At 39.1% G+C, this 23,328-nt stretch carries 26 protein-coding genes and 2 pseudogenes; 11 read left to right on the plus strand and 17 right to left on the minus strand.

Translation table 11 applies throughout. The annotated features are described in order from the left end of the window. Window positions 1-518: 518 nt before the first annotated feature. From FTU77_RS14935 to ftsY, 4 genes are all read right to left on the minus strand, one after another. On the minus strand, window positions 519-1,196 hold the full coding sequence (locus FTU77_RS14935; RefSeq protein WP_180056139.1) for a DUF2057 domain-containing protein: 678 nt from the start codon (window positions 1,194-1,196) through the stop codon (window positions 519-521). A 182-nt stretch (window positions 1,197-1,378) separates the two neighbouring features. After that, complete coding sequence (locus FTU77_RS14940; protein WP_180035761.1) at window positions 1,379-1,972, minus strand: nitroreductase family protein; 594 nt, start codon at window positions 1,970-1,972, stop codon at window positions 1,379-1,381. A gap of 211 nt (window positions 1,973-2,183) precedes the next feature. Then, window positions 2,184-2,870 (minus strand): nitroreductase family protein, encoded by a 687-nt coding sequence (locus tag FTU77_RS14945; protein ID WP_180056124.1) that lies wholly within the window; start codon window positions 2,868-2,870, stop codon window positions 2,184-2,186. Between the two features lie 175 nt (window positions 2,871-3,045). Beyond that, on the minus strand, window positions 3,046-4,152 hold the full coding sequence (ftsY, locus tag FTU77_RS14950) for a signal recognition particle-docking protein FtsY (RefSeq protein WP_078188489.1): 1,107 nt from the start codon (window positions 4,150-4,152) through the stop codon (window positions 3,046-3,048). Between the two features lie 250 nt (window positions 4,153-4,402). On the opposite strand from ftsY, the pseudogene FTU77_RS14955 reads away from it, so the two are divergent. Then, window positions 4,403-5,716, plus strand: a pseudogene (locus FTU77_RS14955) (M16 family metallopeptidase); the annotation flags it as partial. A 126-nt stretch (window positions 5,717-5,842) separates the two neighbouring features. Then, a complete protein-coding gene (locus FTU77_RS14960; RefSeq protein ID WP_180056126.1) occupies window positions 5,843-7,411 on the plus strand; it encodes a pitrilysin family protein in 1,569 nt (522 codons plus the stop codon). On the opposite strand, the gene FTU77_RS14965 is transcribed toward FTU77_RS14960, so the two are convergent. Both FTU77_RS14965 and FTU77_RS14970 read right to left on the minus strand, forming a co-directional pair. Then, complete coding sequence (locus FTU77_RS14965; protein ID WP_180056127.1) at window positions 7,335-7,658, minus strand: hypothetical protein; 324 nt, start codon at window positions 7,656-7,658, stop codon at window positions 7,335-7,337. The genes FTU77_RS14960 and FTU77_RS14965 overlap by 77 nt on opposite strands. Before the next feature lie 109 nt (window positions 7,659-7,767). Then, a complete protein-coding gene (locus tag FTU77_RS14970) occupies window positions 7,768-8,127 on the minus strand; it encodes a hypothetical protein (protein WP_180056128.1) in 360 nt (119 codons plus the stop codon). 222 nt (window positions 8,128-8,349) lie between these two features. Between FTU77_RS14970 and FTU77_RS14975 the strand changes: the two genes are divergently transcribed. The 4 genes from FTU77_RS14975 to FTU77_RS14990 all read left to right on the plus strand — a co-directional run bounded on the left by FTU77_RS14975 (window position 8,350) and on the right by FTU77_RS14990 (window position 10,114). Then, window positions 8,350-8,583, plus strand: a complete 234-nt coding sequence (locus FTU77_RS14975; RefSeq protein ID WP_078188494.1) for a hypothetical protein — start codon at window positions 8,350-8,352, stop codon at window positions 8,581-8,583. 140 nt (window positions 8,584-8,723) lie between these two features. After that, the gene (locus FTU77_RS14980; RefSeq protein WP_078188495.1) at window positions 8,724-9,101 is read left to right on the plus strand and encodes a DUF2750 domain-containing protein; all 378 of its coding nucleotides are present in this window, start codon (window positions 8,724-8,726) and stop codon (window positions 9,099-9,101) included. Window positions 9,102-9,207: 106 nt separating this feature from the next. After that, window positions 9,208-9,639, plus strand: a complete 432-nt coding sequence (locus FTU77_RS14985; RefSeq protein ID WP_078193901.1) for a CBS domain-containing protein — start codon at window positions 9,208-9,210, stop codon at window positions 9,637-9,639. A gap of 124 nt (window positions 9,640-9,763) precedes the next feature. Continuing rightward, window positions 9,764-10,114 (plus strand): hypothetical protein, encoded by a 351-nt coding sequence (locus FTU77_RS14990; RefSeq protein WP_180056129.1) that lies wholly within the window; start codon window positions 9,764-9,766, stop codon window positions 10,112-10,114. Window positions 10,115-10,123: 9 nt separating this feature from the next. Here the strand turns inward: FTU77_RS14990 and trpB are convergent, their stop codons facing one another. The 10 genes from trpB to FTU77_RS15040 form a co-directional block, all read right to left on the minus strand. Further along, on the minus strand, window positions 10,124-11,332 hold the full coding sequence (trpB, locus tag FTU77_RS14995) for a tryptophan synthase subunit beta (protein ID WP_180056140.1): 1,209 nt from the start codon (window positions 11,330-11,332) through the stop codon (window positions 10,124-10,126). A 132-nt stretch (window positions 11,333-11,464) separates the two neighbouring features. After that, on the minus strand, window positions 11,465-12,652 hold the full coding sequence (locus FTU77_RS15000) for a VWA domain-containing protein (protein WP_078188499.1): 1,188 nt from the start codon (window positions 12,650-12,652) through the stop codon (window positions 11,465-11,467). Window positions 12,653-12,855: 203 nt separating this feature from the next. Continuing rightward, window positions 12,856-13,308, minus strand: coding sequence for a hypothetical protein (locus tag FTU77_RS15005; protein WP_180056130.1), 453 nt, complete (start codon window positions 13,306-13,308; stop codon window positions 12,856-12,858). A 79-nt stretch (window positions 13,309-13,387) separates the two neighbouring features. Next, window positions 13,388-14,239, minus strand: a complete 852-nt coding sequence (locus tag FTU77_RS15010) for a MoxR family ATPase (RefSeq protein ID WP_180056131.1) — start codon at window positions 14,237-14,239, stop codon at window positions 13,388-13,390. A gap of 21 nt (window positions 14,240-14,260) precedes the next feature. Then, window positions 14,261-14,644, minus strand: coding sequence for a hypothetical protein (locus FTU77_RS15015; RefSeq protein WP_180056132.1), 384 nt, complete (start codon window positions 14,642-14,644; stop codon window positions 14,261-14,263). Between the two features lie 21 nt (window positions 14,645-14,665). Beyond that, on the minus strand, window positions 14,666-14,974 hold the full coding sequence (locus tag FTU77_RS15020) for a YcgL domain-containing protein (RefSeq protein WP_180011296.1): 309 nt from the start codon (window positions 14,972-14,974) through the stop codon (window positions 14,666-14,668). 124 nt (window positions 14,975-15,098) lie between these two features. Beyond that, the gene (locus tag FTU77_RS15025; RefSeq protein ID WP_180056133.1) at window positions 15,099-16,241 is read right to left on the minus strand and encodes an HRDC domain-containing protein; all 1,143 of its coding nucleotides are present in this window, start codon (window positions 16,239-16,241) and stop codon (window positions 15,099-15,101) included. 201 nt (window positions 16,242-16,442) lie between these two features. Further along, window positions 16,443-17,039, minus strand: coding sequence for a recombination mediator RecR (gene recR, locus FTU77_RS15030; RefSeq protein WP_180056134.1), 597 nt, complete (start codon window positions 17,037-17,039; stop codon window positions 16,443-16,445). 12 nt (window positions 17,040-17,051) lie between these two features. Then, window positions 17,052-17,381 carry a YbaB/EbfC family nucleoid-associated protein gene (locus FTU77_RS15035; RefSeq protein WP_078188506.1) on the minus strand — a complete coding sequence of 110 codons (330 nt, stop codon included), beginning with the start codon at window positions 17,379-17,381 and terminating at the stop codon, window positions 17,052-17,054. Window positions 17,382-17,413: 32 nt separating this feature from the next. Next, entirely contained in the window at window positions 17,414-18,601 is a 1,188-nt protein-coding gene (locus tag FTU77_RS15040) for an O-succinylhomoserine sulfhydrylase (RefSeq protein WP_180056135.1), read from the minus strand. 142 nt (window positions 18,602-18,743) lie between these two features. On the opposite strand from FTU77_RS15040, the gene FTU77_RS15045 reads away from it, so the two are divergent. The 5 genes from FTU77_RS15045 to FTU77_RS15065 all read left to right on the plus strand — a co-directional run bounded on the left by FTU77_RS15045 (window position 18,744) and on the right by FTU77_RS15065 (window position 22,922). Then, on the plus strand, window positions 18,744-19,838 hold the full coding sequence (locus FTU77_RS15045) for an alpha/beta fold hydrolase (RefSeq protein ID WP_180056136.1): 1,095 nt from the start codon (window positions 18,744-18,746) through the stop codon (window positions 19,836-19,838). Between the two features lie 17 nt (window positions 19,839-19,855). Beyond that, entirely contained in the window at window positions 19,856-20,728 is an 873-nt protein-coding gene (locus FTU77_RS15050; RefSeq protein WP_180056137.1) for an NAD(P)-dependent oxidoreductase, read from the plus strand. Window positions 20,729-20,816: 88 nt separating this feature from the next. Continuing rightward, on the plus strand, window positions 20,817-21,086 hold the full coding sequence (locus FTU77_RS15055; RefSeq protein ID WP_078188510.1) for a YARHG domain-containing protein: 270 nt from the start codon (window positions 20,817-20,819) through the stop codon (window positions 21,084-21,086). 31 nt (window positions 21,087-21,117) lie between these two features. Further along, on the plus strand, window positions 21,118-21,531 hold the full coding sequence (locus FTU77_RS15060) for an HIT family protein (RefSeq protein WP_078188511.1): 414 nt from the start codon (window positions 21,118-21,120) through the stop codon (window positions 21,529-21,531). A gap of 311 nt (window positions 21,532-21,842) precedes the next feature. Then, window positions 21,843-22,922 carry a porin gene (locus FTU77_RS15065; RefSeq protein WP_180056138.1) on the plus strand — a complete coding sequence of 360 codons (1,080 nt, stop codon included), beginning with the start codon at window positions 21,843-21,845 and terminating at the stop codon, window positions 22,920-22,922. Window positions 22,923-23,241: 319 nt separating this feature from the next. On the opposite strand, the pseudogene FTU77_RS15070 reads toward FTU77_RS15065, so the two are convergent. After that, a pseudogene (locus tag FTU77_RS15070) lies at window positions 23,242-23,328 on the minus strand (IS5/IS1182 family transposase); the annotation flags it as partial.

Consider the following 23,328-nt stretch of genomic DNA (forward strand, 5'->3'; position numbering starts at 1 on the left):
TTCAGTTTAAAATCAATAGTACATATAGTGTACCAATCTTGGCTCATCAATTACTGACAAAAATTTGCTCAAATAAACTTCGAGTAATTTCTACCATCAATCAATGAAAATAATTTCGATCGATCAACCAGTAAAAATCCACACAAGTTGTTCTTCATAATCTCTTAATGATCTTCTTAATGCTTCGTCAGCAAATAAGAAAACAACATCAAACAACTCAAAACCTTACGTTTATCACTGTCTGCGTTGGTATGCAGCGTATTCTATAGAGTTTCAAAACAAACACAAGCCCCTATCATAGAAATTTCTATGATATTGTGCTTGAGTGTATATTTTTTAAACTAAATGCAATTTATTGCTTATTTAAAGATCAATATATCCACATATTTTGCCTTATGAAAGACGAATTTTATAATTCTTGGTGATTTTTATATTCTTCAATCTAAAAAGCCCGTATTTCAACGGACTTTTCGAATAATACGAATTTTAAGAAAACCAATGAAGTTATGAAAGTGGCTTTAGTTTGCTTGCTCAGCCAACCAACTCATGAATTTTTGTCGTTCAGCTTTACTAGCCTTCTGCCAAAGCTGAATTAATTGTTGATCTGCCCCATTTTGATGAACAGCTATATTTTTTGGAGCGACCACAGGAGCTGCCACATTTGTTGGTTTTACATTTAAGGATTGTGCATAAACAGGTGCCGGTTGATTTTCTGGTACAGCTTCTTTCTTCGTAAAATCTACAGCATTACCTAAAACACCATTGGAGAAAATCGATTTTTGTTCTTTCTTCGCCCCAGCTTGCTGCACAAGTAATTGATTAGATTTGTCATACAAACCAAATATCGGTTGGTCTTTATATTTTTGCGCAGCATCAAAATCTTTTGGTGCATTGACTAGACCCAAACGATACTCTTGACCATCAATCAGTGCTGGAGTACGAATAGCGGCCACACCTGACTTTAAAATATCATGAGAATTATCAGCATGTTGAAAAAATTCGCTATAACGTACCGTTAATAGGTTTTCACCTGCATCTAGCTTATACTTCTCCGTAGATCGAAATAAACCACCAGTAACTTCTTGATCATTAACTGCAACTATTTTAATTTCTTCCGGAACAGTCAAAGTTACAGCTGCAAATCCGGCACTACTTAACATCAGCGCTGCAGCAGCAACAGTTAATCTTAAAGTCATCATTATCACTCTTTATCAATTATTTAGTTTGGAATGCACTATGCAATGCATATATGACAATCTTATGACATCTAACAATCACTGTATATTTTGTTTCAAGACATTATTTTGATATTCATTCAAGAATTTTGCATATAAAAAAAGGATGCTTAATGCATCCTTTTTAATTCATCACACCATCATTACTTAAATGTTTTGAATCGTTCTTCATCTGCAATAAAGGTTTTTTCACCTGCAGGCGCTTCAATCGAACCGAAAACAAGTTGTGCACGTAGTTTCCATTGATCTGGCACATCAAATGCCGCAGCTGTTTCAGCATCAACAATTGGATTGTAATGTTGTAATGACGCACCAATATTTTTTTCAGCCAAAGCAGTCCAAGTAGCAAATTGAGCAATCGCCGTTGAGTGTTCAGACCATACTGGGAAATTATCTGCATAAAGTGCAAATTGTTCTTGGAGAGCTTTTACTACAGCCTGATCTTCATAAAATAATGCTGTACCAAAACCTGCTGCAAAACTATTAATCTTGCCATTAGTTCCTTCAAATGCATCTGCAGGTACAATTTTACGTAAAGTTTCACGTACGATATTCCAGAATTTTTGATGTGCATCACCAAACAGAATAACAACACGAGACGTTTGAGAGTTAAATGATGATGGACTTAAACGTACAGCATCTTTAATAGTTTGCTCAATTTCATCTTGCGATAAAGTAACGTTATTACCAATAGAATAGATTGTGCGCCGTTGTTCGATTTGATTCAAGAATGACATTACAAGACCTCTTTTTATTTTCAATTAGCTGACTAAGTTGAGATTTATAATAGGTGAAGTTTTTAACCGTTGCATGACTATATTTACAACATTGTGTCTTATTTCCAGAACAATCAGTTGTAAGCATCTAAATACCCACAACTCATTTACATACAGATTTTAGTTTACTGCTCTAAAAGCAGAGATCAAAGCAACTTACAGCACATAAAAATTACTCATAAATTCTAAACTGATCTTGATCTTCTGGTTCTAAACGTTCAGGCGCTTGGCCTTCAATTGAACCAAAGACCAACTGCGCACGTAGCAGCCATTGTTTTGAAATATCAAAGTGTTCGGCAACAGCATAATCAATGTGTGGATTATAGTGCTGTAAACATGCGCCTAGACCTGCATCTGCGATCGAAGTCCATACTGCGAATTGGGCCATGCCAGACGTTTGCTCCGACCACACTGGAAAATCTTCTGCACTTAATGGCACTTTCTTTTGTAATTGTTGAATCACGGCTTGATCTTCATAGAAAAGCACAGTTCCTAGGCCAGCTGCACATTGATCTATTTTGAGCGCCACGCCCTCAAAAATATAACTCGCAACATTCTTGCGTTGTACGTCTTTTACTATGTCCCAAAATTTTTGATGAGATTCACCAAATAAAACCACAATACGTGTACTTTGCGAATTATATGCAGATGGACAACTTCTTACAGACTCTTGAATCAGTTCAGCCAAATAAGCCTGACTATAATGTACCTTCTTTCCAAGCTCGTAAATACTGCGACGTTTCTTTAGTTGGTCGACAAATGACGCTTCTACTTCTTGGTCAGTATTTTTCTTTTTTAATTTAAAATCTTTAGTGATATCCGCAGTCAATACATGACCAATTTTATCGAGTAACGCCACCCTAAACACCCCAAAGCAATTTTTATATATAAACAACAATTCATTAATTATTGTAAGGGTTTATTAGGCTGAATTTTGATTATGATTTATTCACATGTTGCTTTTTAAATCAATCAATAAACTCTAAAACAAAAAACTCCGCACTTTGCGGAGTTTATGTGACATTTAACGCAATTTATTTATCAGTTTCAAATAATGCTGCGACAAATGATTTTGCTGAGAATGGACGCAAGTCATCAATTTTCTCACCTACACCAATAAAACGAATTGGCACATGGGTACGGCTTGCAATATTGAATAACACACCACCTTTGGCTGTACCATCAAGCTTAGTAATAGTTAGACCTGTAAGCCCTACTGCCTCGTCAAACATTTCAACTTGGTTAATGGCATTTTGACCTGTGCCTGCATCTACCACTAACATCACTTCATGTGGAGCTGTAGCGTCAATTTTTTGCATTACACGTTTTACTTTAGACAACTCTTGCATGAGGTGTCCTTTGTTATGTAAACGACCTGCGGTGTCTGCAATCAGCACGTCTACGCCTTTTGCACGAGCACTTTCAAATGCATCAAAAATAACTGAAGCAGAATCTGCACCATGACCTTGAGCCACAACGGCAATATTATTACGTTCACCCCAAATTTGTAATTGTTCTGTCGCTGCTGCACGGAATGTATCACCAGCAGCCAACATTACTTTTTTACCTTCACCTTGTAAGCGTTTCGCTAATTTACCAATCGTGGTGGTTTTACCCACACCATTCACACCAACAACCAAAATCACATACGGATTTTTATTGCTGTCGATATGTAGCGGTTTAACACGTGGTGCAAGTAATGCCACCAGTTCTTCTTGAAGCGCTTTATATAAAGAGTGCGAGTAAATTAAATCGCCACGTTCAGTACGTTCAGTTAAGTTCGCAATAATCGTTTTGGTTGCATCGACACCAATGTCAGCAACCAAAAGTTGCTCTTCAACTTCCTCTAAAAGTTCATCGTCAATTTCCTTCCCACCGATCAGGATATTCACCATGCCGTCTGCCAAGTTCTTACGTGACTTTGCTAGACCTTCTTTCATACGACTAAAGAAGCCGCCTTTCGCCTTCGAGTCTTCAGTTTCTGACTCTGTTTCTTGTAATGGTGCAGCAACTTCTTGCTGTACTTTCGGTGTCTCGATAATCGGCACATTTACCGCAGGTAAACTCGGTAGCGTGACATCATCATCACCGATATCAGCATCAATCAAAAATTTATTCTGCCCATGAGATTGCTGTTGCATGCCGAATCCTTGAAAAGCACTGCGTTAAAAAAACCGATTCTATCATAAGTTATCTTAAATTGAGTCGATACACGCCCGTCAGAGCGAAGCACACTAAAAAACAACATGTTGAACTTGCAATCAAAATTAACTTTAGGAAAACTAGATAGCTATAAAATGCATTTTAATGGATTCCTTTGTGTCCCATAAAAACAGATTTTCTCCTTATTTTTTTAAAACTTTATTTCGCTCTGCGCTTCCTATCTGTGTCATCAGCAGTTGCCTTTGGTCTGCACCCAATCTACATGCAGACACACGTACCCAATTAACACGTAGCACCTTTGAAACCACCCTTAAAAATGGTTTAAAGGTCATTATCCGTGAAGACCACCGTGCGCCGATGGTAATGACCCATATTTGGTACCGTGTGGGTAGTAGTGATGAGTCGGGCAATCTATTAGGGATCTCCCACGCGCTCGAACATATGATGTTTAAAGGAACCACCAAAGTTCCTAATGATGAATTTACACGTCTCAGCCGTATCTATGGCGGCAGCATCAACGCTGCAACCTTTACCAATTACACCAATTATTATCAGTTGTATCCTAAAGCCTACTTCCCTATGGCGCTGGAGCTCGAAGCGGATCGTATGAGTAATTTACGATTGCAACAACAAGATTTCGACCCTGAAATTAAAGTGGTTATGGAAGAACGCCGACAGCGCACAGATGACAACCCTCGTTCTTTGGCTTATGAACGTTTCAAATGGATTTCTTATCCAACCAGTCACTATCGTCAACCCGTCATTGGACATATGAAAAATCTGCAAAACATCAAATTAGCAGATTTAAAACAATGGTATAAAGATTGGTATACCCCGAACAATGCCATTTTGGTGATTGTCGGTGATGTCGATGCCGAAGCAGCCATTCGTCAAGTTCAAAAATACTTTGGTGATATTCCATCACGTAAAACACCTGATCGTAACGATGTGAGGGAATTCGAGCGTGTGGGCTATCGTCATATGGAACTAAATTTACCCGTACAAGTGCCCAATTTGTATATGGCGTGGAATGTACGCTCACTGGCTACCGCAAAAAACCCACAAGATGCTTATGCTCTCAATATTATTCGCAATATTTTAGACAGCGGCATCTCATCGCGCCTACAAGACAAACTGGTACGCGATAGAAAATTACTTACTGCTGTAAGTGTTTCTTATGATCCATACAATCGTGGAGACAGTTTGTTTACCATTTCAGCACTCCCTGCCGATGGCGTCAAAATGGAACAAGCGCAAAAAGCGATACAAGATGAAATCGACACTTTAAAAACAGAATTAGTCAAAACACCTGAAGTTGAACGTATCACCACACGTTTTGTCTCCAATTTAGTCTATAACCAAGATGACATCAGCAGCCAAGCCAAGACGATCGGTAACTTAGAAGTCAATGGGCTCAGTTTCAGGCTAATGGACGAATTACCAAAACTATATGAAAACGTCAGCGCACAGGATATTCAACGTGTCGCCAATGCGTATTTTGTCCGAGAAAATTTAAGCACCATGTATCTACTTCCAGAACAGACGGAGGTTCCAACAACCTCAAATAAAGCAGATCAAACTACAAAACCAGCTCAAACGGAAGTTGTTATTCCAGAGCAACAGACCAGCTCAACCCAAAACACAGAAAGCGTCTTGTAAGGATTAGTGATGACTATTACGAAAATTTTATCCCTAAGCGTACTCACTGCGTTTGGCTCAATCCTCCATGCAGAAACTTATACGGAAAATGTTCCTGACCTCAACGATAATCCAAGCCAATTACAATCTATCCTCATGCTGCAAAGTTTAAAGAATTTACAGATTGATAAAGACTACCGTGCTCCACTTGTTCAAGTGCTGAAAAACCGAAATGGTGTGAATAGCCTGTTTGTTGAATCGCAAGATCTACCCATGGTGGATATTCAACTGACCTTTAATGCAGGTTCTGCTCGTGATGAAGAAGTCGGAAAAGGCTTGTATGGTGTTGCCAACATGGCTACACGTTTAATCGATGAAGGCACAGAAAAATACAATGCAACGCAAATTGCCTCGGTTTTTGACCAAACAGGTGCTCAATTTAGCGTACAAGCACATCGAGATATGTTTGTCGTTCGGTTACGCGTATTATCAGACCCTAAAAAATTAGAACCTGCTTTAAGTATGATGATGGACGTGATTAAAAATGCGACTTTTAAAACCTCTAGTCTAAACTTAGCTCTCAGTAATAACCAAGCTGGTCAGAAGCAACTCCAAGAAAGCCCTAGTCGCTTAATGAATATTCGATTCTATCGGGCTGTATACGGCACACACCCTTATGCAGAACCGATTACGGGAACCAATGGCAGTATCAAAAAAATAACACCAGACATTTTAAAAAAGTTTCGTGATCAATTTTTAGTTGCTCAAAACATAAATATTGCCATTACAGGTAAACTCAGCAAAAAAGAAGCGCAAAACCTAGCAGAACGTATTTCTGGAAACTTAAAGCAAGGCGAAAAAGCCAAAGCGCTTGCACAACCAGAAGAAAAACAAGGGTTTGATATTATCCATCTTCCTTACAATTCCACCCAAGCCAACGTCATATTTGGACATTTAGGGACGACCCGTGATAACAAAGATCGATTAGCCTTAGAAGTAGCCAATCGAATGTTTGGCGGTGGTGGTTTTAACTCGGTCCTCATGCAAGAGCTTCGTGTTAAACGTGGCTATACTTATGGTGCCTATAGTGCATTTAGCTTTAGCCAAGCACCCGGTATCTTTAGTTTTAGCTATGGAACACGTCAAGATCAGCTGATAGATAGTATTCGTGTTGCGCATAAAGCCTTTAATGATTTTGTCAAAATGCCTATTGATCAAAAACAAATGGAAGAAACCAAAGCCGGTATGCTGCGTGCTTTTCCGAATAATTACAGCAGTAATGCAACAATCAATGCACAGCTTGGTCTATTGGGCTTTTATCAACAAGACCCAGATTATTTGACCCAGTACCCTAAATTATTGGAAAAAATAACTGTAGCTGATGTACAAAATGCGGTTCGTACCTACATGCACCCTGAAAATATGACGGTGATTGTGGTCAGTAAAACCTTAGATAAAAATGAAGTACAGCAGATATTGGAGGAGAATGTACAAGCAGCTCCAACCAAGATAATCCCTGCAACTAAAGCTGTTCCTCTGCCAAAGCCGGAAGTTGATGTGCCCGTACAGACTCCATCTGATAAGCATGCATCAATTTAAGATAAGCACCCACACGGATGCGATCTTGCTGTCTCAGCAACATCGCCATTTCCTGAGTTTCAGGATAACTTTGCTGAAACGCAAGTCGTGATACGTTTTGGTATTGCTGTACAGAAATAGGACGATATAAGGCAATCACAGCCAATACCAAAATCACCACGATCATGACTGAAACAAAGATATTATAAATTTGCTCTAGCTGTATTTTAGATTTGAATTGAATAATTTTTTCTAAATCAATAGTCATACACTACCTCAGGTTCAAAGTAGTGTATGGCTGACGTTCAAGAAGTTCAAGTCACAGCGCTTAAAACTGCATCAGTCCACTGTTTCAGTCTGTGAGTTAGCTAAACAATTTACTGAATAATGGTACGTATCACCGCAAAATAAAGAATCAATGCAATAATCGCCAAAACGATAAATACTGCAAAAATACTCATTCCACCCTCTGCATGCGCAGGATGTAAGTCATCATCATCGGCGATTTTGAGTAATTCTCCATTATATGCATTGTAAAATTCTAAGCGCTGTGCCTTATCTAAATCCCGTGTGAAATCATATACACGTTTGCGCTGTGCCAAACCAAAATCCCCTAAATGAATCTCCTGATGAAAAATTGCTTCATCAAGATTGCGACGATGTAGATGTGCCAACTCCACAATTTGCGCTAATGTCGGAGGATAATCTAAAGTTAAACCGTCTAAAACTCTTGTCATTTTACTTCTCCTTATTATCTACAACTTCTTATGATAGTATTTTACTCACGAAAACAATTGTCCATTGTTTAATCATGTAAACCATAGCAAATTAGAAATATTTACGTGAATAGTTGACAATTCAAGATAATTGTAATATTAGTTTAATAATACTTAGTTAAATTAGTTAATAGGGCTAAAGAATGGGCCCTTAATGATCATAATTAGAATAAGGAGTTAAATATGATTCAACAATTCTCTCAACATGAACTCGAACATGTATACGCAAATGCGGTGAACACAATTCAGTCTCAAATGAACTTCAGCGATGCAGTTCACGAATTGGAAGATGCAGCTCGTGCTGGACATGGTAAAGCAGCGTTATTTTTGGCTGAACTTTATTATCAAGGCTTCCGCGTAGAACGTGACTCACTCAAAGCGCAATATTGGCAGAACATGGCCACCTTGCAAGCATAACAAAACGTCACTAAGGTGGCGTTTTTTTACACCCTTCAACTTTTGACTACATAAATTCTTACAATCCAGTTCAAAGCTTACACAGCTTTTTCATAAGAATTTCCTACAATAGGAGCAACATCAACAACACGCTGCATATGATGTCTAAATTAAAGCAATATAAACCTATTCCAAAAGATTTATTTTTCAAAATTAGTATTTTAAAAACCATGATGTACTGTGGAGTCCTTTGGGGTCTCTACCACCAACAAGGTTGGGCAATGACCAGCGATCAAGATCATATTATCTTCCCGTTTTGGCTAAATGGCATTCAAGCGCATAAATATGCCAAAAAGCATTGGCCCAACTACACTCCACGACGCATTACACCAGAAGATTTTGAGGCATCGCTATTACCAACATTGACACGCCTTAAAGTCATCCCTGCGTTGCATAGCTCAAGTCACATTCGTCTCAAGCTCACAACATCACAAATGCGTTTATTCTTTTTTAACCAAGATAAGATTCAAATGGCATAAAACCCTCAGTGCATGTTTGACCTCTACATGCACTGAAAAGTATTTGCTTTTTTCAAATTTCGCGCTAATTTAAATTAAACAAAAACTACTATAAAGGAATGAAAATATGACTACAGTTGCCCAAGTACTTAAAGACAAAGCTTATCAAGAAATTTACACCATCACCCCAGATGCGACTGTACTCGAAGCCATTTCCCTGATGGCACAAAAAGGCATTGGTGCCCTCGTTGTGACCCATGAAGGCACAGTTGTTGGGATTTTGTCTGAGCGTGATTACACACGTAAAATCGCACTCATGGAAAGAACCTCTTTCGATACCTCTGTCAGCGAAATTATGACGGGTAGTGTCATCACCGTGACAAGTGCCGCGACTGTCGAAGAATGTTTAGAACTTATGACAGATCGCCATTTACGTCATTTACCTGTCGTTGAGGAACAGAAATTAACCGGCTTAATCTCCATCGGCGACCTTGTAAAAGCAGCAATGGATGATCAACGCAAACTGATCGAACAACTTCAACAATATATTTCAGGATAAACTCAATAATTCCCCCCTTAACAAGCTTTAAGGGGGGAATTCTAAAAATCAATAATTTAATATAATTCAAAATTTGTAATGACATACACATTACAAATTAATTACTTTTCTCAATTTCCTTCTTATGCTTAAACCCGCTTTAGATAAATTAGACCAACTAGATGCCATCATTTTAGAATTAGAACGCTTAATGTTATCGATGAAAGACGATGAACTGCTGCAATACCACCGATGTACGATCAATTTAGAGATTGCTACTTCTATCGCTGAAATTTTAGATGCAAAAGCTATTATTTATGCGCTACATCCTGAGTTAATTCCAATTACATCAAGCGTTAACCACACTTTTTATAAAAATTATGTCAAAAAAAATATCCCAGTTAAAAACTGGGATACTTCGAATATAGATCGGGTTATACAACTGCAAAAGATTTTTGCGTCATCAACAGATGATGAGCAACTTAGTCTTTTTTAATGGCAGTAATTAATTTAAACCTAATTTTTCAGCCACATAGTCTGAGTCTTTATCGCCACGGCCTGAAACGTTAACGACAATCTTCACATCTTTGGCAAGTTTTGGCGCTTCACGAATTGCCCAAGCAACCGCATGTGAACTTTCTAGTGCAGGAACAATACCTTCCACACGTGAAAGCGTCATGAATGCATCTAAACACTCTTGGTCTGTCGCTGTTGTATATTCAACACGGCCTAGGTCTTTTAACAAACTATGTTGTGGCCCCACTCCTGGATAGTCCAGACCTGATGCAATTGAATGCACTGGCAAAGGCTCACCCTGTTCATCTTCAAGGACATAACATGCCATGCCATGAATTTGACTTGGCTTACCCAATGTCAACGTCGCAGAATGCATATTGGTATCTAAACCATGGCCTGCAGGCTCAACGCCTACGAGTTTGACATCGTAGTCATTCAGAAATGCTGTAAATGCACCAACAGCATTGGATCCACCACCCACGCATGCAACGACATAGTCAGGATTTGCACCAAATCGATCATTGGCTTGAACTTTAATTTCATCACCAATAATTGACTGGAAGTCACGGACCATTTTCGGGAATGGATGTGGGCCAACCACTGAACCAATCGCATAAATAAAATTGGTTGGATCTTTTAAATATTCTTCAAAAGCGCTATCGACTGCATCTTTGAGCGTAGCTGTACCACGTGTAACAGAGATCAGGTTGGCACCTAAAATCTTCATTTTCACCACGTTTGGATGTTCTTTCTCAATATCCACTTGCCCCATGTGAATTTCACATGGAATACCCACCAAGGCACAAGCCGTTGCCAAAGCTACACCATGCTGACCTGCACCAGTTTCTGCAATCACTTTGGTTTTACCCATGTATTTTGCTAACAAAGCTTCGCCAAGGCAGTGGTTAATTTTATGTGCGCCAGTATGGTTAAGGTCTTCACGCTTGAGGTAGATTTGTGCCCCACCTAATTTGTCAGACAAGCGTTTCGCATAAAACAATGGGCTTGGACGTCCAACATAGTGTGCAAACAACTCTTTCAATTCATTTTGAAATTCTTCTGTATGACGAATTTGCTCATAAGCAACATTAATGTCATCCATTGCCTGTTTTAAATCTGGTGGAATGAACTGCCCACCGTATTCACCGAAGAAACCTTCTTCATTAGGTAATGCGATACCATTAATTTGATGATCCATCATATTTCCTTCATGTTGTATGCAAAACAAAGACTTTTAAATACTATCCAATTTTTGAAAATAAGAAACAATGCAAAATTGGAGTAAGTAATATAAACATCATTGATAAAAAAAAGTATCGTTTTAAACGCTTTAGCGCGCTAAATATTTCGTCATATCTTCCACACCTTTTAGGGTCATTGGGAACATATGATCTTCAAAAATTTGTTTAATCGCAGCAATGGTTTGGGTGTAATGCCAATAACTTTCTTCTTCTGGGTTTAACCATGCTGTTTTATCAAAATGATTGCGTAAGCGCTGTAACCACACCTGACCCGCTTCATCATTCATATATTCCACAGATCCACCTGCCGAGTTCAACTCATACGGCGCCATACTTGCATCACCGACAACGATGACACGGTAATCTCGACCATAGGTGTTGAATAGATCCCATGTATTCATACGCGTGCTGGAACGGCGAATATTGTCTTTCCATACATAGTCATATAAACAGTTATGAAAATAGAAATACTCTAAAGTTTTAAATTCCGTTTTTGCAGCGGTAAAAAGCTTCTCACATTGGGCAATATGTGAATCCATCGAACCACCCACATCAAACAGCATCAATACTTTAATGCGGTTACGTCGTTCAGGAACCAACTGCACATCCAAAATACCTTGTTTGGCCGTTTCACGAATGGTTCCGTCGATATCCAGCTCTTCTGCTGCACCTTGACGGGCAAATTTACGCAAACGACGCAATGCCATCTGCATCTGACGACTGCCGAGAATCTGCTCATCATCTAGGTTTCGGTATTGTCGTTGTTCCCACACTTTCACCGCAGATCGTTTTCGACCAGGCCCACCGATACGCACACCTTCAGGATGGTCACCATAGGCACCAAATGGCGAAGTACCACCCGTACCGATCATTCGATTACCACCCTGATGCTTTTTATGCTGCTCACGCAAACGCTCTTCGAGCATTTTCATCAGTTCTTCTAATGAACCAGCTTTTTTTAATTCTTCTCGTTGTTCTGGTGTTAGATGTTTTTCGATGAGCTCTAGATCAAACCAATCCTTTGGCAGTTTATGCACCTGATTTAATAGCTCGTCTAAATCAAAGGTGGCAATACCGTCAAAATAGTCCTTCATTGCACGGTCAAACTTATCAAAGTAACGTTCATCTTTGACCATGACGGTTTTTGCAAGCTGATAAAATTCATTCTGATCCGCAAAGACTAGCCCTGCTGCCACTGCTTGGTTCAAGTCAATCAATTCACGAGTTGAAACAGGAACACCGTATTTTCGAAGGGTATAAAACAATCGCACAAACATAGGCGAATAAAATCCAATAAAAATTAAATATCAGGAGGTCAAATCCAGTGTGAATGCATGTGATCTTGTTATTTCATCTGCAACTGAGTCTTGCCTTTACATCCACCATTATGAAAAATTGATCCTTACAAGTAAAGCCAAAAGCTTTTACTGCGTGTTCATATACGTTGCCCTACTACCCAAAGAAACACATACAGCATGATTTATTCGCAAATCGCATTTCTATTGTTAAGCGATTGTTTAAGAGTTTCATATTTGTGCTGAACATTGAGGCGATCTTGCTGCAACTGTTCAATAGATACGATTTTATGAAAACCTTGATGGTTTCTATAGCGGTTAAAATCGCTTAGGTTCAAGATCACAAAATCATAGTATTTCAGCTCGAGTACAGTTGCAGCACAGGTCTTTTGTTGAATGGCTGTGTGAGTTTCGGGATGATCCGATTGATCGATGAGTTTTTCTTTAAGTTGATGTTCTGAAACTTGCGCCCAATACGCATCTTGAAGTAACTGTTGATGCTGCTGTTCAAACTGAGCATCATCCATCGCATAGCTAAAACTAGAAAAATAAAAACTCGCAACCAACAAGAGTGCTGCCGACTTAAACCTCCTAGGTACAGCTAAATGTACACGTGATACGTATGCGCTTGTCTGCATAATTCACCTTTATATTTTTTAATGCTCAAAATAAAAGCCGGATAACCGGCTTTTAAATCTTTTATAGAATTGATATCAATTAACGACGTGACATAAATGCTAGACGCTCAAGCAATTGCACATCTTGTTCATTCTTAATCAAAGCACCATAAAGCGGTGGAATTGATTTTGATTTATCTGTGTTGCGTAAAATATCTTCTGGCATATCATCCGCCATCAGCAAACTCAACCAATCAATCAACTCAGAAGTTGAAGGCGGCTTCTTTAAACCCGGAACTTGACGTAATTTAAAGAAGATTTGTAGTGCTTCAGAAACCAAGGTATTTGAAATATTTTCAAAATGCACATCGATGATTGCACGCATAGTTGCTTCGTCCGGGAATTCAATATAATGGAAGAAACAACGACGCAAAAAGGCATCTGGAAGTTCTTTTTCATTATTTGAAGTAATGATCACGATTGGACGTTGTGTTGCCGTAATCGCTTCACCTGTCTCGTACACAAAGAATGACATTTTATCGAGTTCGTGTAGCAAATCATTAGGGAATTCGATATCTGCTTTATCAATTTCATCGATTAAAAGTACACAACGTTCTTCACTAGTGAATGCTTCCCAAAGTTTACCTGGCTTAATATAGTTTTTGATGTCATAAACACGGTCATCGCCCAACTGACTATCACGCAGACGAGATACGGCGTCGTACTCATACAAACCTTGTTGAGCCTTGGTCGTCGATTTGATATGCCAAGTAATGAGCTTAAGGCCTAAACTTTCAGCCACTTGTTCGGCTAAAAGTGTTTTACCTGTCCCCGGCTCACCTTTAACCAAAAGTGGCTTTTGCAATGAACGTGCAGCTTTTACTGCAAGTTTTAAGCTATCGGTCGCAATATATTGATCTGTACCAGTAAATTGTTGAGTTTCAACAGACATGACATAACCTTATTTTTTTATTTAAAGCGGTGAAATTTTCTTGTTTACAACGTGCTGTGGTTTCGCTGCATTGTATTTGGTCCAAAAATATCCAAGGACTAAACCAATACCCACCACAAAGAGAATCAGCGATAGATTCAACCAAACCAATGGCTGATCTTTTGTTAATACACCAAAAATCAAACCAAAAATCGCAGGTGCGATTGCTGCATTTGAACCTTCAGAAACGGTTGGTGTTAATAAAATAGCAAATACGATAAGCCAACCAATGGCACCGATCGTTTTGGGTAAGCGCTTCATCAGCCCATACCAACACAACAAAGCAATTACAGCCCCACCTAGATAAACCGTAATTGCAATACTGCTTTCAGGAATTGAGTCCAATATCGATACTACACCATTCATTTTCACAACTCCTGAATTAACTTAAGCGCCGCGCAAGCCTTCTGGCTCAACCGCATTTGGGTCAATTAAACCTTCTGGAGGCATTTGAATAAAGAACCCTTTTGTTTCAATTGAATCTATGACATGCAATACGTTCACACGTGCAAGTTTGCGTGATTCACTAAGTTCTAGATCCATGACAAATGTGGCACGACCAAATGCTGTACGTAAAGCATCAGGCATTACTGCAAGCGGATCTGTCGCTTCAGTTTCGTTTTCATTAACTTCAGGACGAGCAATATAAAGATACATTTCATCTTTTTTGCTCGATTTGTAGATAGAACAGTACATAATTGAATCAATACTCATTAAACGCAAGGCAAAGGATACATCAAAAAAAAGACTGATACATTAGTGTTTATTAACGCATCAGTCGTGAATTTGTATAAGTGATAGTTCTTTAATCAATCAGAACTTATTCCAACACTTTCATTTGACCAGAAAGATAACTTTCATCGGCATGCAGCACTTCAATTAAAGGCTTCGTCAGCAAATCATAGCGCCAGCCCAATAGATAGCTCGGTAAATCCTGTTCATCATTATGAAATACCACATGCTGATACAAGGCATTTAACCATTTTTTGCGCATTAAAACTTCTTTAGGCACAGAGGTTTCTTGTACTGCACGCTGAATAACGGTATCGACGCGCGAACCAATATCCTGAGACGAATGACGAATTGGACGTGCCATACGCAGCGGCCATTCAGCTTGTTCTGGTAAAAACTTCAACAAATCTAAAATAATTTTACCATGCTCACGCACTATGTTCGGACGAATGTCTTTCACCGCGCTCAATTGAAAATTATTTTTTGGATTTTTTTCCACCATATCAATGATGGTTGAGTTTTTAAGAATAAAACTACGTGGCTGATTTAAGGCTTTCACCATTTGCTCACGCCAAACGGCCAATTGCTGAATTTGCATGAGCTGACGACGTGAATGTCGATAATTACCAACATCGTGATACAACAAATGGATCGGCGTTTCAGTGCCGATTTCATATGTTAAATTTTTGCAGTCCTCAAGCACACAATTTAATAAACTTTTCGCAGCCAACTCATTTTGAATCGTTTGGCTTAAATTCATTAAATAATGTACATCATTCGCTGCATAGTTCATTTGCTCGGCACTGAGTGGGCGAGCCAACCAATCTGAACGGGTCTGATCTTTATCAATATCGACATCGAGCATGGTTTTTAAGGCATTTTGATAGCTGACTTGTAAGCCATACCCTAAAAATGACATCCCAACTTGTGTATCAAAGACATTTTCTAAAGACTTATGCTGTGCATAGTGATAAATCAGGTCGATATCTTCACTACAAGCATGAAAAATGTTTTGCTGGGCCACAAATAATTTTTGCCAAAATTGGCTTAAATCGAGGGTTGTACCATCAAGTAAATACACTTGATTTTGTACATTAATTTGGAAAAGTCCAAGTTTGGGCCACAGGGTATCTACTTTTATAAACTCGGTGTCGAGTCCGTAAATCGAGCTTTGGTCCATAAGATTTAAAACGGAATTTAAATCTGGCTGATTTTGAATAAATTGATACATAAGTTGCTGAGTCTAATTTTAGATGCTCTATGAGCTTATATTAACTGATATATATTATTTATCTATAAGGAAAAACGTTATTTTAGTGACTTATTTCATTTATTTGGCTTTTTTATTCATTATAAACAAAAACTTTAATCGTTATTAAGTATAAATAATTAGGTGAATTTTATACAAAGCGAAACGAGTTTCGCTCTATAGTTATTTCATTCGCATTCGGTTATGCACGGCCTGACTTAAGGTATGGCTATCCACATATTCAAGCTCACCACCCTGTGGTACACCCTGTGCAATACGGGTCATTTGTATTGGTAAATGCTTGGTCGCTTCAACCAAATAATGTGCTGTCGCTTGACCTTCAACCGTTGCATTGGTCGCCAAGATCACTTCCTGCACTTTACCATCACTTAGTCGTTGAATTAAATATGGAATACCAATTTCGTCGGGGCCAATACCATCGAGTGGTGACAAATGTCCACCCAATACATGATATTTCCCTCTAAAACTGCCACTTTGCTCGATTGCCATGACATCTGCTGGAGATTCAACCACGCAAAGCAGCTGATCATCACGCTCTGAAGAGATGCAAATATTGCATACTTCATCTTCAGTCAATGAATGGCAAATGGAACATTCATGAATATAGTTGGTTGCTTCAGTCAATGCATGTGCCAAACCAACAGCGCCTTCCCTATTTTTCATGATTAAATGCAGTGCCATACGTTGAGCCGACTTTGGCCCAACGCTTGGCAAAATACGCAATGCCTGTACAAGTTGATCAAAACGATCACTAAACATTCAACGTATTCCTTAGAATAAACCTGAAAGACCTGGTGGAAGCCCCATACCAGAGTTTGCAGATTTCAGTTTTTCTTCTGAAATCACTTCAGCTTGACGTGAAGCATCATTCATTGCCGCTGCAATTAAGTCTTCAATCATATCTGCATCATCTTGAAGTAGTTCAGGATTGATTTCGATACGTTTCACTACATGACGTGCAGTCATAGTAACTTTAACCAGACCACCACCTGCTTCAGCGTGAACTTCAACTTGTGCAAGCTCTTCCTTGGCTTTTTTAATGTTGCTCTCAACTTCTTTTTGCATGCGTTGAGCTTGCTGCATGAGCATATTAATGTTCATAAAAATCTCCGAACAAAACTGATGAATTCACTTTAGATAAGATCTAAACCGCGTGAAAGATCGCGAATAATATCATTAATATCTTCTAAACCAACAGATACGCGAATTAAACCTTCGCTAATCCCTGCTGCTTTTTTCGCTTCTGCTGACATTCTGCCATGAGAAGTCGTTGCAGGATGAGTAATTGTTGATTTTACATCACCCAAATTACTTGTAATAGAAAGGAACTTGGTATTATCAATCACTGTCCAAGCGCCTTCACGTTCGCCTTTCGCAACAAACGATACAACTCCGCCAAAGCCTTTTTGTTGCTTTTTCGCCAACTCATGACCTTCGTGATTTGGAAGTCCCGCATAGTACACTTTTTCAACTTTCGGGTGCGCATCCAACCATTCAGCTAAAGTCTGAGCACTGGCACAGTGGGCTTTCATACGTAAGCTTAAAGTTTCTAGGCCTTTCAGGAAGATCCATGCATTGAATGGGCTCATCGAGTTACCCAGTGTACGAATAACACCTGTAATCTCTTCCATCAATTTTGCACTACCTACAACTGCACCACCGAGCGCACGACCTTGACCATCAATATATTTTGTTGATGAATAGATCACAAGGTCCGCACCAAATTTAATCGGTTGCTGTAACACTGGTGTACAGAAGGTATTATCGACTGCAAATAATGCCCCATGTGCATGTGCAATATCGGCAATGGCTTGTAAATCACCTACTTGAGCTAATGGGTTTGACGGTGTTTCAATAAACAATAGGCGTGTAGTTGGACGAATCGCTTGTTTCCAAGCATCTAAATCTTCCAAATCAACGAAAGTAACGTCAACGCCAAATTTGATGACATATTTTTCAAACAGAGAAATGATCGAACCAAAGACAGCACGTGAACACACCACATGATCGCCAGCTTTCAAATATGCCATAGTGATCGCGTGTACGCCCGCCATACCTGAACTTGTCGCAACAGCGGCTTCAGCGCCATCCAAGACAGCTAAACGTTTTTCGAAAGCTTGTACAGTTGGATTGGTATAACGTGAATAGGTATTGCCTTCAATTTGACCTGAAAATTTTGCTGCGGCATCTGCTGCACTTTCACAAACAAATGATGAAGTCAGGAAAATTGGCTCACTATGTTCACCCTCAAAAGTACGAGTATGACCTGTACGAATCGCTAAAGTCTCTAATTGGTATTCGATGTCGTCTTGTTGGCTCATCTGTATTACTCAGTCGCGAAGAACTGCCTTTGTGAAGAATTGCCAATATTTTGAGCGTCTAAGCTATTTAAGGTCAAGGTAAAATACGAAATTATCGATTAGACTTCGACCAATCCTACAAGGACTTAGGCAATTGACAGTTATGCACCCTTTCAAACAGAAATTTCTGGCGCAGCAAAAGAAAATTAAACACCTGTCTACACGTGTGTTTAATGCAAAATCGTTGGTCCTTTCTCAATCGACACCCTATGAAGTAATTACTGAATATAAACATGCAAAAGTTCGGTATTACGCTTCGCCTGATCGTAAATACAAAGAACCCTTAGTGTTTGTTGCTCCACTGGCCATCAATATGGCGATTTATGATTTGTATCCATATCGCTCATTGGTGAAACATTTTCAACACAGTGGCTTTGATGTCTATTTGCTGGAATGGGGAAAATTAAACTATCAAGATCGTTTCTTAAATTTTCTATCGTTTATTGATGATGTGATTCCACATTGTATTGATCAAATTTGTGAGCATGCAGATAGTCAATACATCTCGCTACATGGTTGGAGTATGGCTGGAGTCTTTGTCACGCTGTATACCGCATTACATCAACCTGAACATGTTAAAAATCTCATGGTGATGGGCGCACCGATTGATAGCTATGCCTCAGGTCGTATCGGAAAGTTATTTCAAAAAACCAATCGCTTGCTTTCACGTAGTAAGAATTTACAAGATACTGTTTACACTGGGAAAATTCCTAAACATTTTATCCATACACCGGGCGTGCTTAATGCGATTGGATTTAAAATCGTCGATCCAATGGGTTGGTTCAAAAGCCAAAAGCAATTTTTATCTAACTTAGATAATCTGCATGACCTGTATGAACATGCAACCATGGGCGATTTTCTCAATCACATGATTGACTATCCGGGTGGCATTAACCAAGACATGGTGTTCAATGTTTGGCTACAAAATCCGCTTAAAAACGGCATTATTCAATTGAAAGATAAAGTTATTCAATTAAAAAATATCCACTGTTCATTGTTGATTGGCGCGGGTTCTACCGATCAAATTGTTACTGCCGATGCAGCAAGTCCTTTAGGCGAATTGACAAGTAGTCAAGATGTCACGTTTACTCTCATTCCCGGTGGTCACCTCGGCCTGATGTCGAGTCAAAAAAGTGCCAATCAATTTTGGCCAACTTTGACCCAGTGGCTTACACAAAGATCCAGTTTATTGAAATAAAAATTTAGAGGGTAAAGATGATTCAGTCAGTTGCATTTATCGGATTGGGCGCAATGGGTTACCGTATGGCAGCGCACCTACCAAAAAAGTTCGACACGGTTTATGTCTGGAATCGAAACTTTACCAAGGCAGAACAACATGCTGCTGAATTTGGTACGCAAGCGGTTGCTTTAGAGCAAGCAATACAAGCGGACATTATTTTTTCCTGCCTACCCATCAGCCAAGATGTTGAAAATTTAATTGCGAGTGTAACGCTGAAATCAGGCTCGATTTGGGTCGACTGTACCAGCGGTGTACCAGAATCTGCAAAAAAACTCGCTGCTGCCTTAAAGCAGCAAAATATTGCATTCTTAGATGCCCCTGTGAGTGGACAAACCATTGGCGCTGAAACGGGAACATTAACCGTCATGATTGGTGGTGACGCAGCAGCCTTTGAACGTGCATTACCTGCGATCCAAACATTTGGCAAACTGATTAAACATGTGGGTGAACCGGGTGCGGGTTTTGCCGTTAAAGCTGTAAACAACATGTTAATGGCTGTAAATCTTTGTGCAGTTGCTGAAGGATTCACCACCTTAAAAGCGCATGGCGTAGACTTACATGAAGCACTCGATTGTATTAATGCGTCGAGCGGTAAAAGTAATGTGACTGAAACTGTTTTACCGCAGCGCGTACTGAATCGTAGCTTCCCATTAACCTTTGCACTTCCATTACTTGCAAAAGATACGGGAATTGCTGTTGATCTGGTACGACAAGCAAAACTTTCAGCCCCTGTGCTCTCTTTGACGCAAAATTTAATCCAAGCAGCAAGCGATCAAGCTGAAGAAAACAGTGATTTTTCAAGCGCTATGATTATGTATGAAAAATGGAGTAAAATTACAATTGAGTAATAACTCGCCATTGAATAACGATAAATAACCATCATATTGTACTCTAGTGTCATAACACACATTGTTACAAATGACAGAGGAAACTCGCATGAACAAATTTACCCTCGCAACTTTGCTAGGTGCTGTAACTTTAATCGGGGCTTCTACTGCTGTTTTAGCATCTGAGCAAGAATGCCAAAAGTTGAAAAATGACCATGACGTGATTTATGCATCGAAAGGTTTCTGCTTTAAAGATCCTGACGCTAAAGCGAAGTTTGGCAATGACAATTGCTACACAACTAAGCCTAAATTTTCAGAAAAAGAGCAACAACGACTTGACGCGATCAAAGATCGTCAGAAAGAATTGAACTGTAAATAATTACGATTCAATTCGCTCAAGGAATTTAGCAATGACTTATGATGATCAAAATATTTTTGCTCGGATTTTACGTGGAGAACTTCCTGCGTTTAAAGTCTATGAAGATGATCAAGTACTCGCTTTTATGGATGTCATGCCACAGGCCGAAGGTCATACGCTCGTAATTCCTAAAACCCCTGCTATTACGCTGCTTGATTTAGATCCAGAAGCGGCTGCTTATACCATTCAGGTTGCTCAAAAAGTTGCGAAAGCAATGGAAAAAGCCTTAGACGTGAAAGGTATCGTATTGATGCAGTTGTCTGGCGCTGCTGCGGGTCAAACTGTTCCGCATGTGCATTTCCACCTAATTCCGACTTCAGTGCATGAATTAGGTAAACATGCCGCACAAATGGGCGATATGGAAAAAATCAAAGCCATTGGCGAAAAAATCAAAGCAGCACTTTAAGTTCAATTGAGTTTAAAGTGATGATCAATGGAGCTTCGGCTCCATTTTTTATGTCTCGAATATTGTCACAAGTACTTTTTAGCTGCAAAATTTAATCCTTAATATAAACATAAGCATTTAATAAATATTCATTTTTATAAGTATAAAAGCAATTTAAACCAGAAATCACCTTTCACCGTTTTGAAATATTTCCTTAATAGAACTGTCTTATTTGTAATGAATACTTAGCGCCATTAGATAGCGAAATTACTTCTAGCCAAGCTACTGATAAAACATATTGATATGACTGGAAAAGTCTTCTGGAGCTTCAAATGAAAAAAACTCTATGTGCATTAGCAATCGGGGCAACAATTCTTACACCAATGATGGCGTCTGCTGCAGATGTAAAAATTTATGGCCGTGCACATGTCTCTCTTGACTATCTAGATGATGGTAAAGATTACAACGAAGTTGGTCTTTCTTCTAACGCTTCACGCTTAGGCTTCAAAGTAGATCAAAAAATTAATGATGACCTCAACGTATTCGCTCAAATTGAGCAAGAAGTAAACTTTGCAAGCGGTAGCCAAGACAGTAAAGGTGTAGATTTTTCAACACGTGACACATTCGTGGGTTTAAAAAGTTCAACTTATGGTCAAGCACGTGTAGGTCGTTTTGACAGCCCATTTAAAGTCGCACGTAGCCCTGTGAACTTCTTCGGTGACATGGTTGGTGACGTTCGTAACGTAACACGTGTCGGCAACTTAAAATTTGATGAACGTAATGAAAACACCATTGAATATAAATCGCCAAAATTTGGCGGTGGTTTCAATGTACTAGCTGCAATGTCGATGCATTCAGGTACACAAATTGACCGTGAAACAGATGGTGAAGGCAAAGATGACAACAAAGCCTATGACCTTGCTCTAACCTATAAAGAAGGTCCAATTGATTTTGCAGCAGCTTACGAAAAGTATGATGAAAATGCAGCAAACGCAGCTGGTGGTGCAAGTCGTGATGCATTCCGTATTGCCGGTGCATATAAATTAACTGAAGAATTTAACTTGGGTGCCTTATACCAAATTGCCAAACACGACAACGATACAGCCAACCCAGATGCGCAAGTTTTCGGTGTAGCTGGCGAATATAAAGTAACGCCTAAAACCTCAGTACGCGGTGAATACTTCTACCGTGACGTAGATGCTGATGATGCCAATGCAAGCTTGATCGGTGTGGGTGTAGAACATAAGTTGGATAGCACATTACGCGTATACGGCAACTTAGCAACTGTGCTTAACGACAAAAACTCTAAACTCAATCCTTGGAAAGAAGGTCGTAGCTTCGGTAACGGTATCTCAGGTATCGGTGATGAAAATGCAACTGCACTTTCTCTTGGTCTACGTTACGACTTCTAAGCTGCAATATCTCCCCCAAAAGACATACTCCGGTATGTCTTTTTTTACTCAAAAGAAATGTTTCAGGACTAAAATAAGCTAAGTTCATCATGTATCAAATATTTAAAAAGTATTTAAAAAACTTAGTCCAGCCTCTTTAACATCAACCATATAGAGATCGTTTAACAGCACTACATCAATAGCCCATTTTTTTTAGCAAAACTTAAACATAACAAATAAAAATCTTATTCATTCAATAAAGATTCTCATTATTAACAATATAACTTTTAGTAAATATAGTAAATTAGGGTGTGTTGACATTTACAGCCGATAAATTGAGCTAAAGAGGCAACCATATAAATATACAAGCTAAAGCAACAGCGCTTTGATAGTTACGTTTTAGCTTATCGTATCTTGTGGCAATTCC

Origin of the sequence: Acinetobacter sp. YH12142 (genome assembly GCF_013418435.1) — a bacterium.
Classification (GTDB): domain Bacteria; phylum Pseudomonadota; class Gammaproteobacteria; order Pseudomonadales; family Moraxellaceae; genus Acinetobacter; species Acinetobacter amyesii.

What these genes read in the sequence shown, in the direction of transcription:
- FTU77_RS14935 (WP_180056139.1), bottom strand. Translation starts at nt 1,196, where the DNA reads ATGACTTTAAGATTAACTGTTGCTGCTGCAGCGCTGATGTTAAGTAGT.
- FTU77_RS14940 (WP_180035761.1), bottom strand. Translation starts at nt 1,972, where the DNA reads ATGTCATTCTTGAATCAAATCGAACAACGGCGCACAATCTATTCTATT.
- ftsY (WP_078188489.1), bottom strand. Translation starts at nt 4,152, where the DNA reads ATGCAACAGCAATCTCATGGGCAGAATAAATTTTTGATTGATGCTGAT.
- FTU77_RS14960 (WP_180056126.1), top strand. Translation starts at nt 5,843, where the DNA reads ATGACTATTACGAAAATTTTATCCCTAAGCGTACTCACTGCGTTTGGC.
- FTU77_RS14965 (WP_180056127.1), bottom strand. Translation starts at nt 7,658, where the DNA reads ATGACTATTGATTTAGAAAAAATTATTCAATTCAAATCTAAAATACAG.
- FTU77_RS14970 (WP_180056128.1), bottom strand. Translation starts at nt 8,127, where the DNA reads ATGACAAGAGTTTTAGACGGTTTAACTTTAGATTATCCTCCGACATTA.
- FTU77_RS14975 (WP_078188494.1), top strand. Translation starts at nt 8,350, where the DNA reads ATGATTCAACAATTCTCTCAACATGAACTCGAACATGTATACGCAAAT.
- FTU77_RS14980 (WP_078188495.1), top strand. Translation starts at nt 8,724, where the DNA reads ATGTCTAAATTAAAGCAATATAAACCTATTCCAAAAGATTTATTTTTC.
- FTU77_RS14985 (WP_078193901.1), top strand. Translation starts at nt 9,208, where the DNA reads ATGACTACAGTTGCCCAAGTACTTAAAGACAAAGCTTATCAAGAAATT.
- FTU77_RS14990 (WP_180056129.1), top strand. Translation starts at nt 9,764, where the DNA reads ATGCTTAAACCCGCTTTAGATAAATTAGACCAACTAGATGCCATCATT.
- trpB (WP_180056140.1), bottom strand. Translation starts at nt 11,332, where the DNA reads ATGGATCATCAAATTAATGGTATCGCATTACCTAATGAAGAAGGTTTC.
- FTU77_RS15000 (WP_078188499.1), bottom strand. Translation starts at nt 12,652, where the DNA reads ATGTTTGTGCGATTGTTTTATACCCTTCGAAAATACGGTGTTCCTGTT.
- FTU77_RS15005 (WP_180056130.1), bottom strand. Translation starts at nt 13,308, where the DNA reads ATGCAGACAAGCGCATACGTATCACGTGTACATTTAGCTGTACCTAGG.
- FTU77_RS15010 (WP_180056131.1), bottom strand. Translation starts at nt 14,239, where the DNA reads ATGTCTGTTGAAACTCAACAATTTACTGGTACAGATCAATATATTGCG.
- FTU77_RS15015 (WP_180056132.1), bottom strand. Translation starts at nt 14,644, where the DNA reads ATGAATGGTGTAGTATCGATATTGGACTCAATTCCTGAAAGCAGTATT.
- FTU77_RS15020 (WP_180011296.1), bottom strand. Translation starts at nt 14,974, where the DNA reads ATGTACTGTTCTATCTACAAATCGAGCAAAAAAGATGAAATGTATCTT.
- FTU77_RS15025 (WP_180056133.1), bottom strand. Translation starts at nt 16,241, where the DNA reads ATGTATCAATTTATTCAAAATCAGCCAGATTTAAATTCCGTTTTAAAT.
- recR (WP_180056134.1), bottom strand. Translation starts at nt 17,039, where the DNA reads ATGTTTAGTGATCGTTTTGATCAACTTGTACAGGCATTGCGTATTTTG.
- FTU77_RS15035 (WP_078188506.1), bottom strand. Translation starts at nt 17,381, where the DNA reads ATGAACATTAATATGCTCATGCAGCAAGCTCAACGCATGCAAAAAGAA.
- FTU77_RS15040 (WP_180056135.1), bottom strand. Translation starts at nt 18,601, where the DNA reads ATGAGCCAACAAGACGACATCGAATACCAATTAGAGACTTTAGCGATT.
- FTU77_RS15045 (WP_180056136.1), top strand. Translation starts at nt 18,744, where the DNA reads ATGCACCCTTTCAAACAGAAATTTCTGGCGCAGCAAAAGAAAATTAAA.
- FTU77_RS15050 (WP_180056137.1), top strand. Translation starts at nt 19,856, where the DNA reads ATGATTCAGTCAGTTGCATTTATCGGATTGGGCGCAATGGGTTACCGT.
- FTU77_RS15055 (WP_078188510.1), top strand. Translation starts at nt 20,817, where the DNA reads ATGAACAAATTTACCCTCGCAACTTTGCTAGGTGCTGTAACTTTAATC.
- FTU77_RS15060 (WP_078188511.1), top strand. Translation starts at nt 21,118, where the DNA reads ATGACTTATGATGATCAAAATATTTTTGCTCGGATTTTACGTGGAGAA.
- FTU77_RS15065 (WP_180056138.1), top strand. Translation starts at nt 21,843, where the DNA reads ATGAAAAAAACTCTATGTGCATTAGCAATCGGGGCAACAATTCTTACA.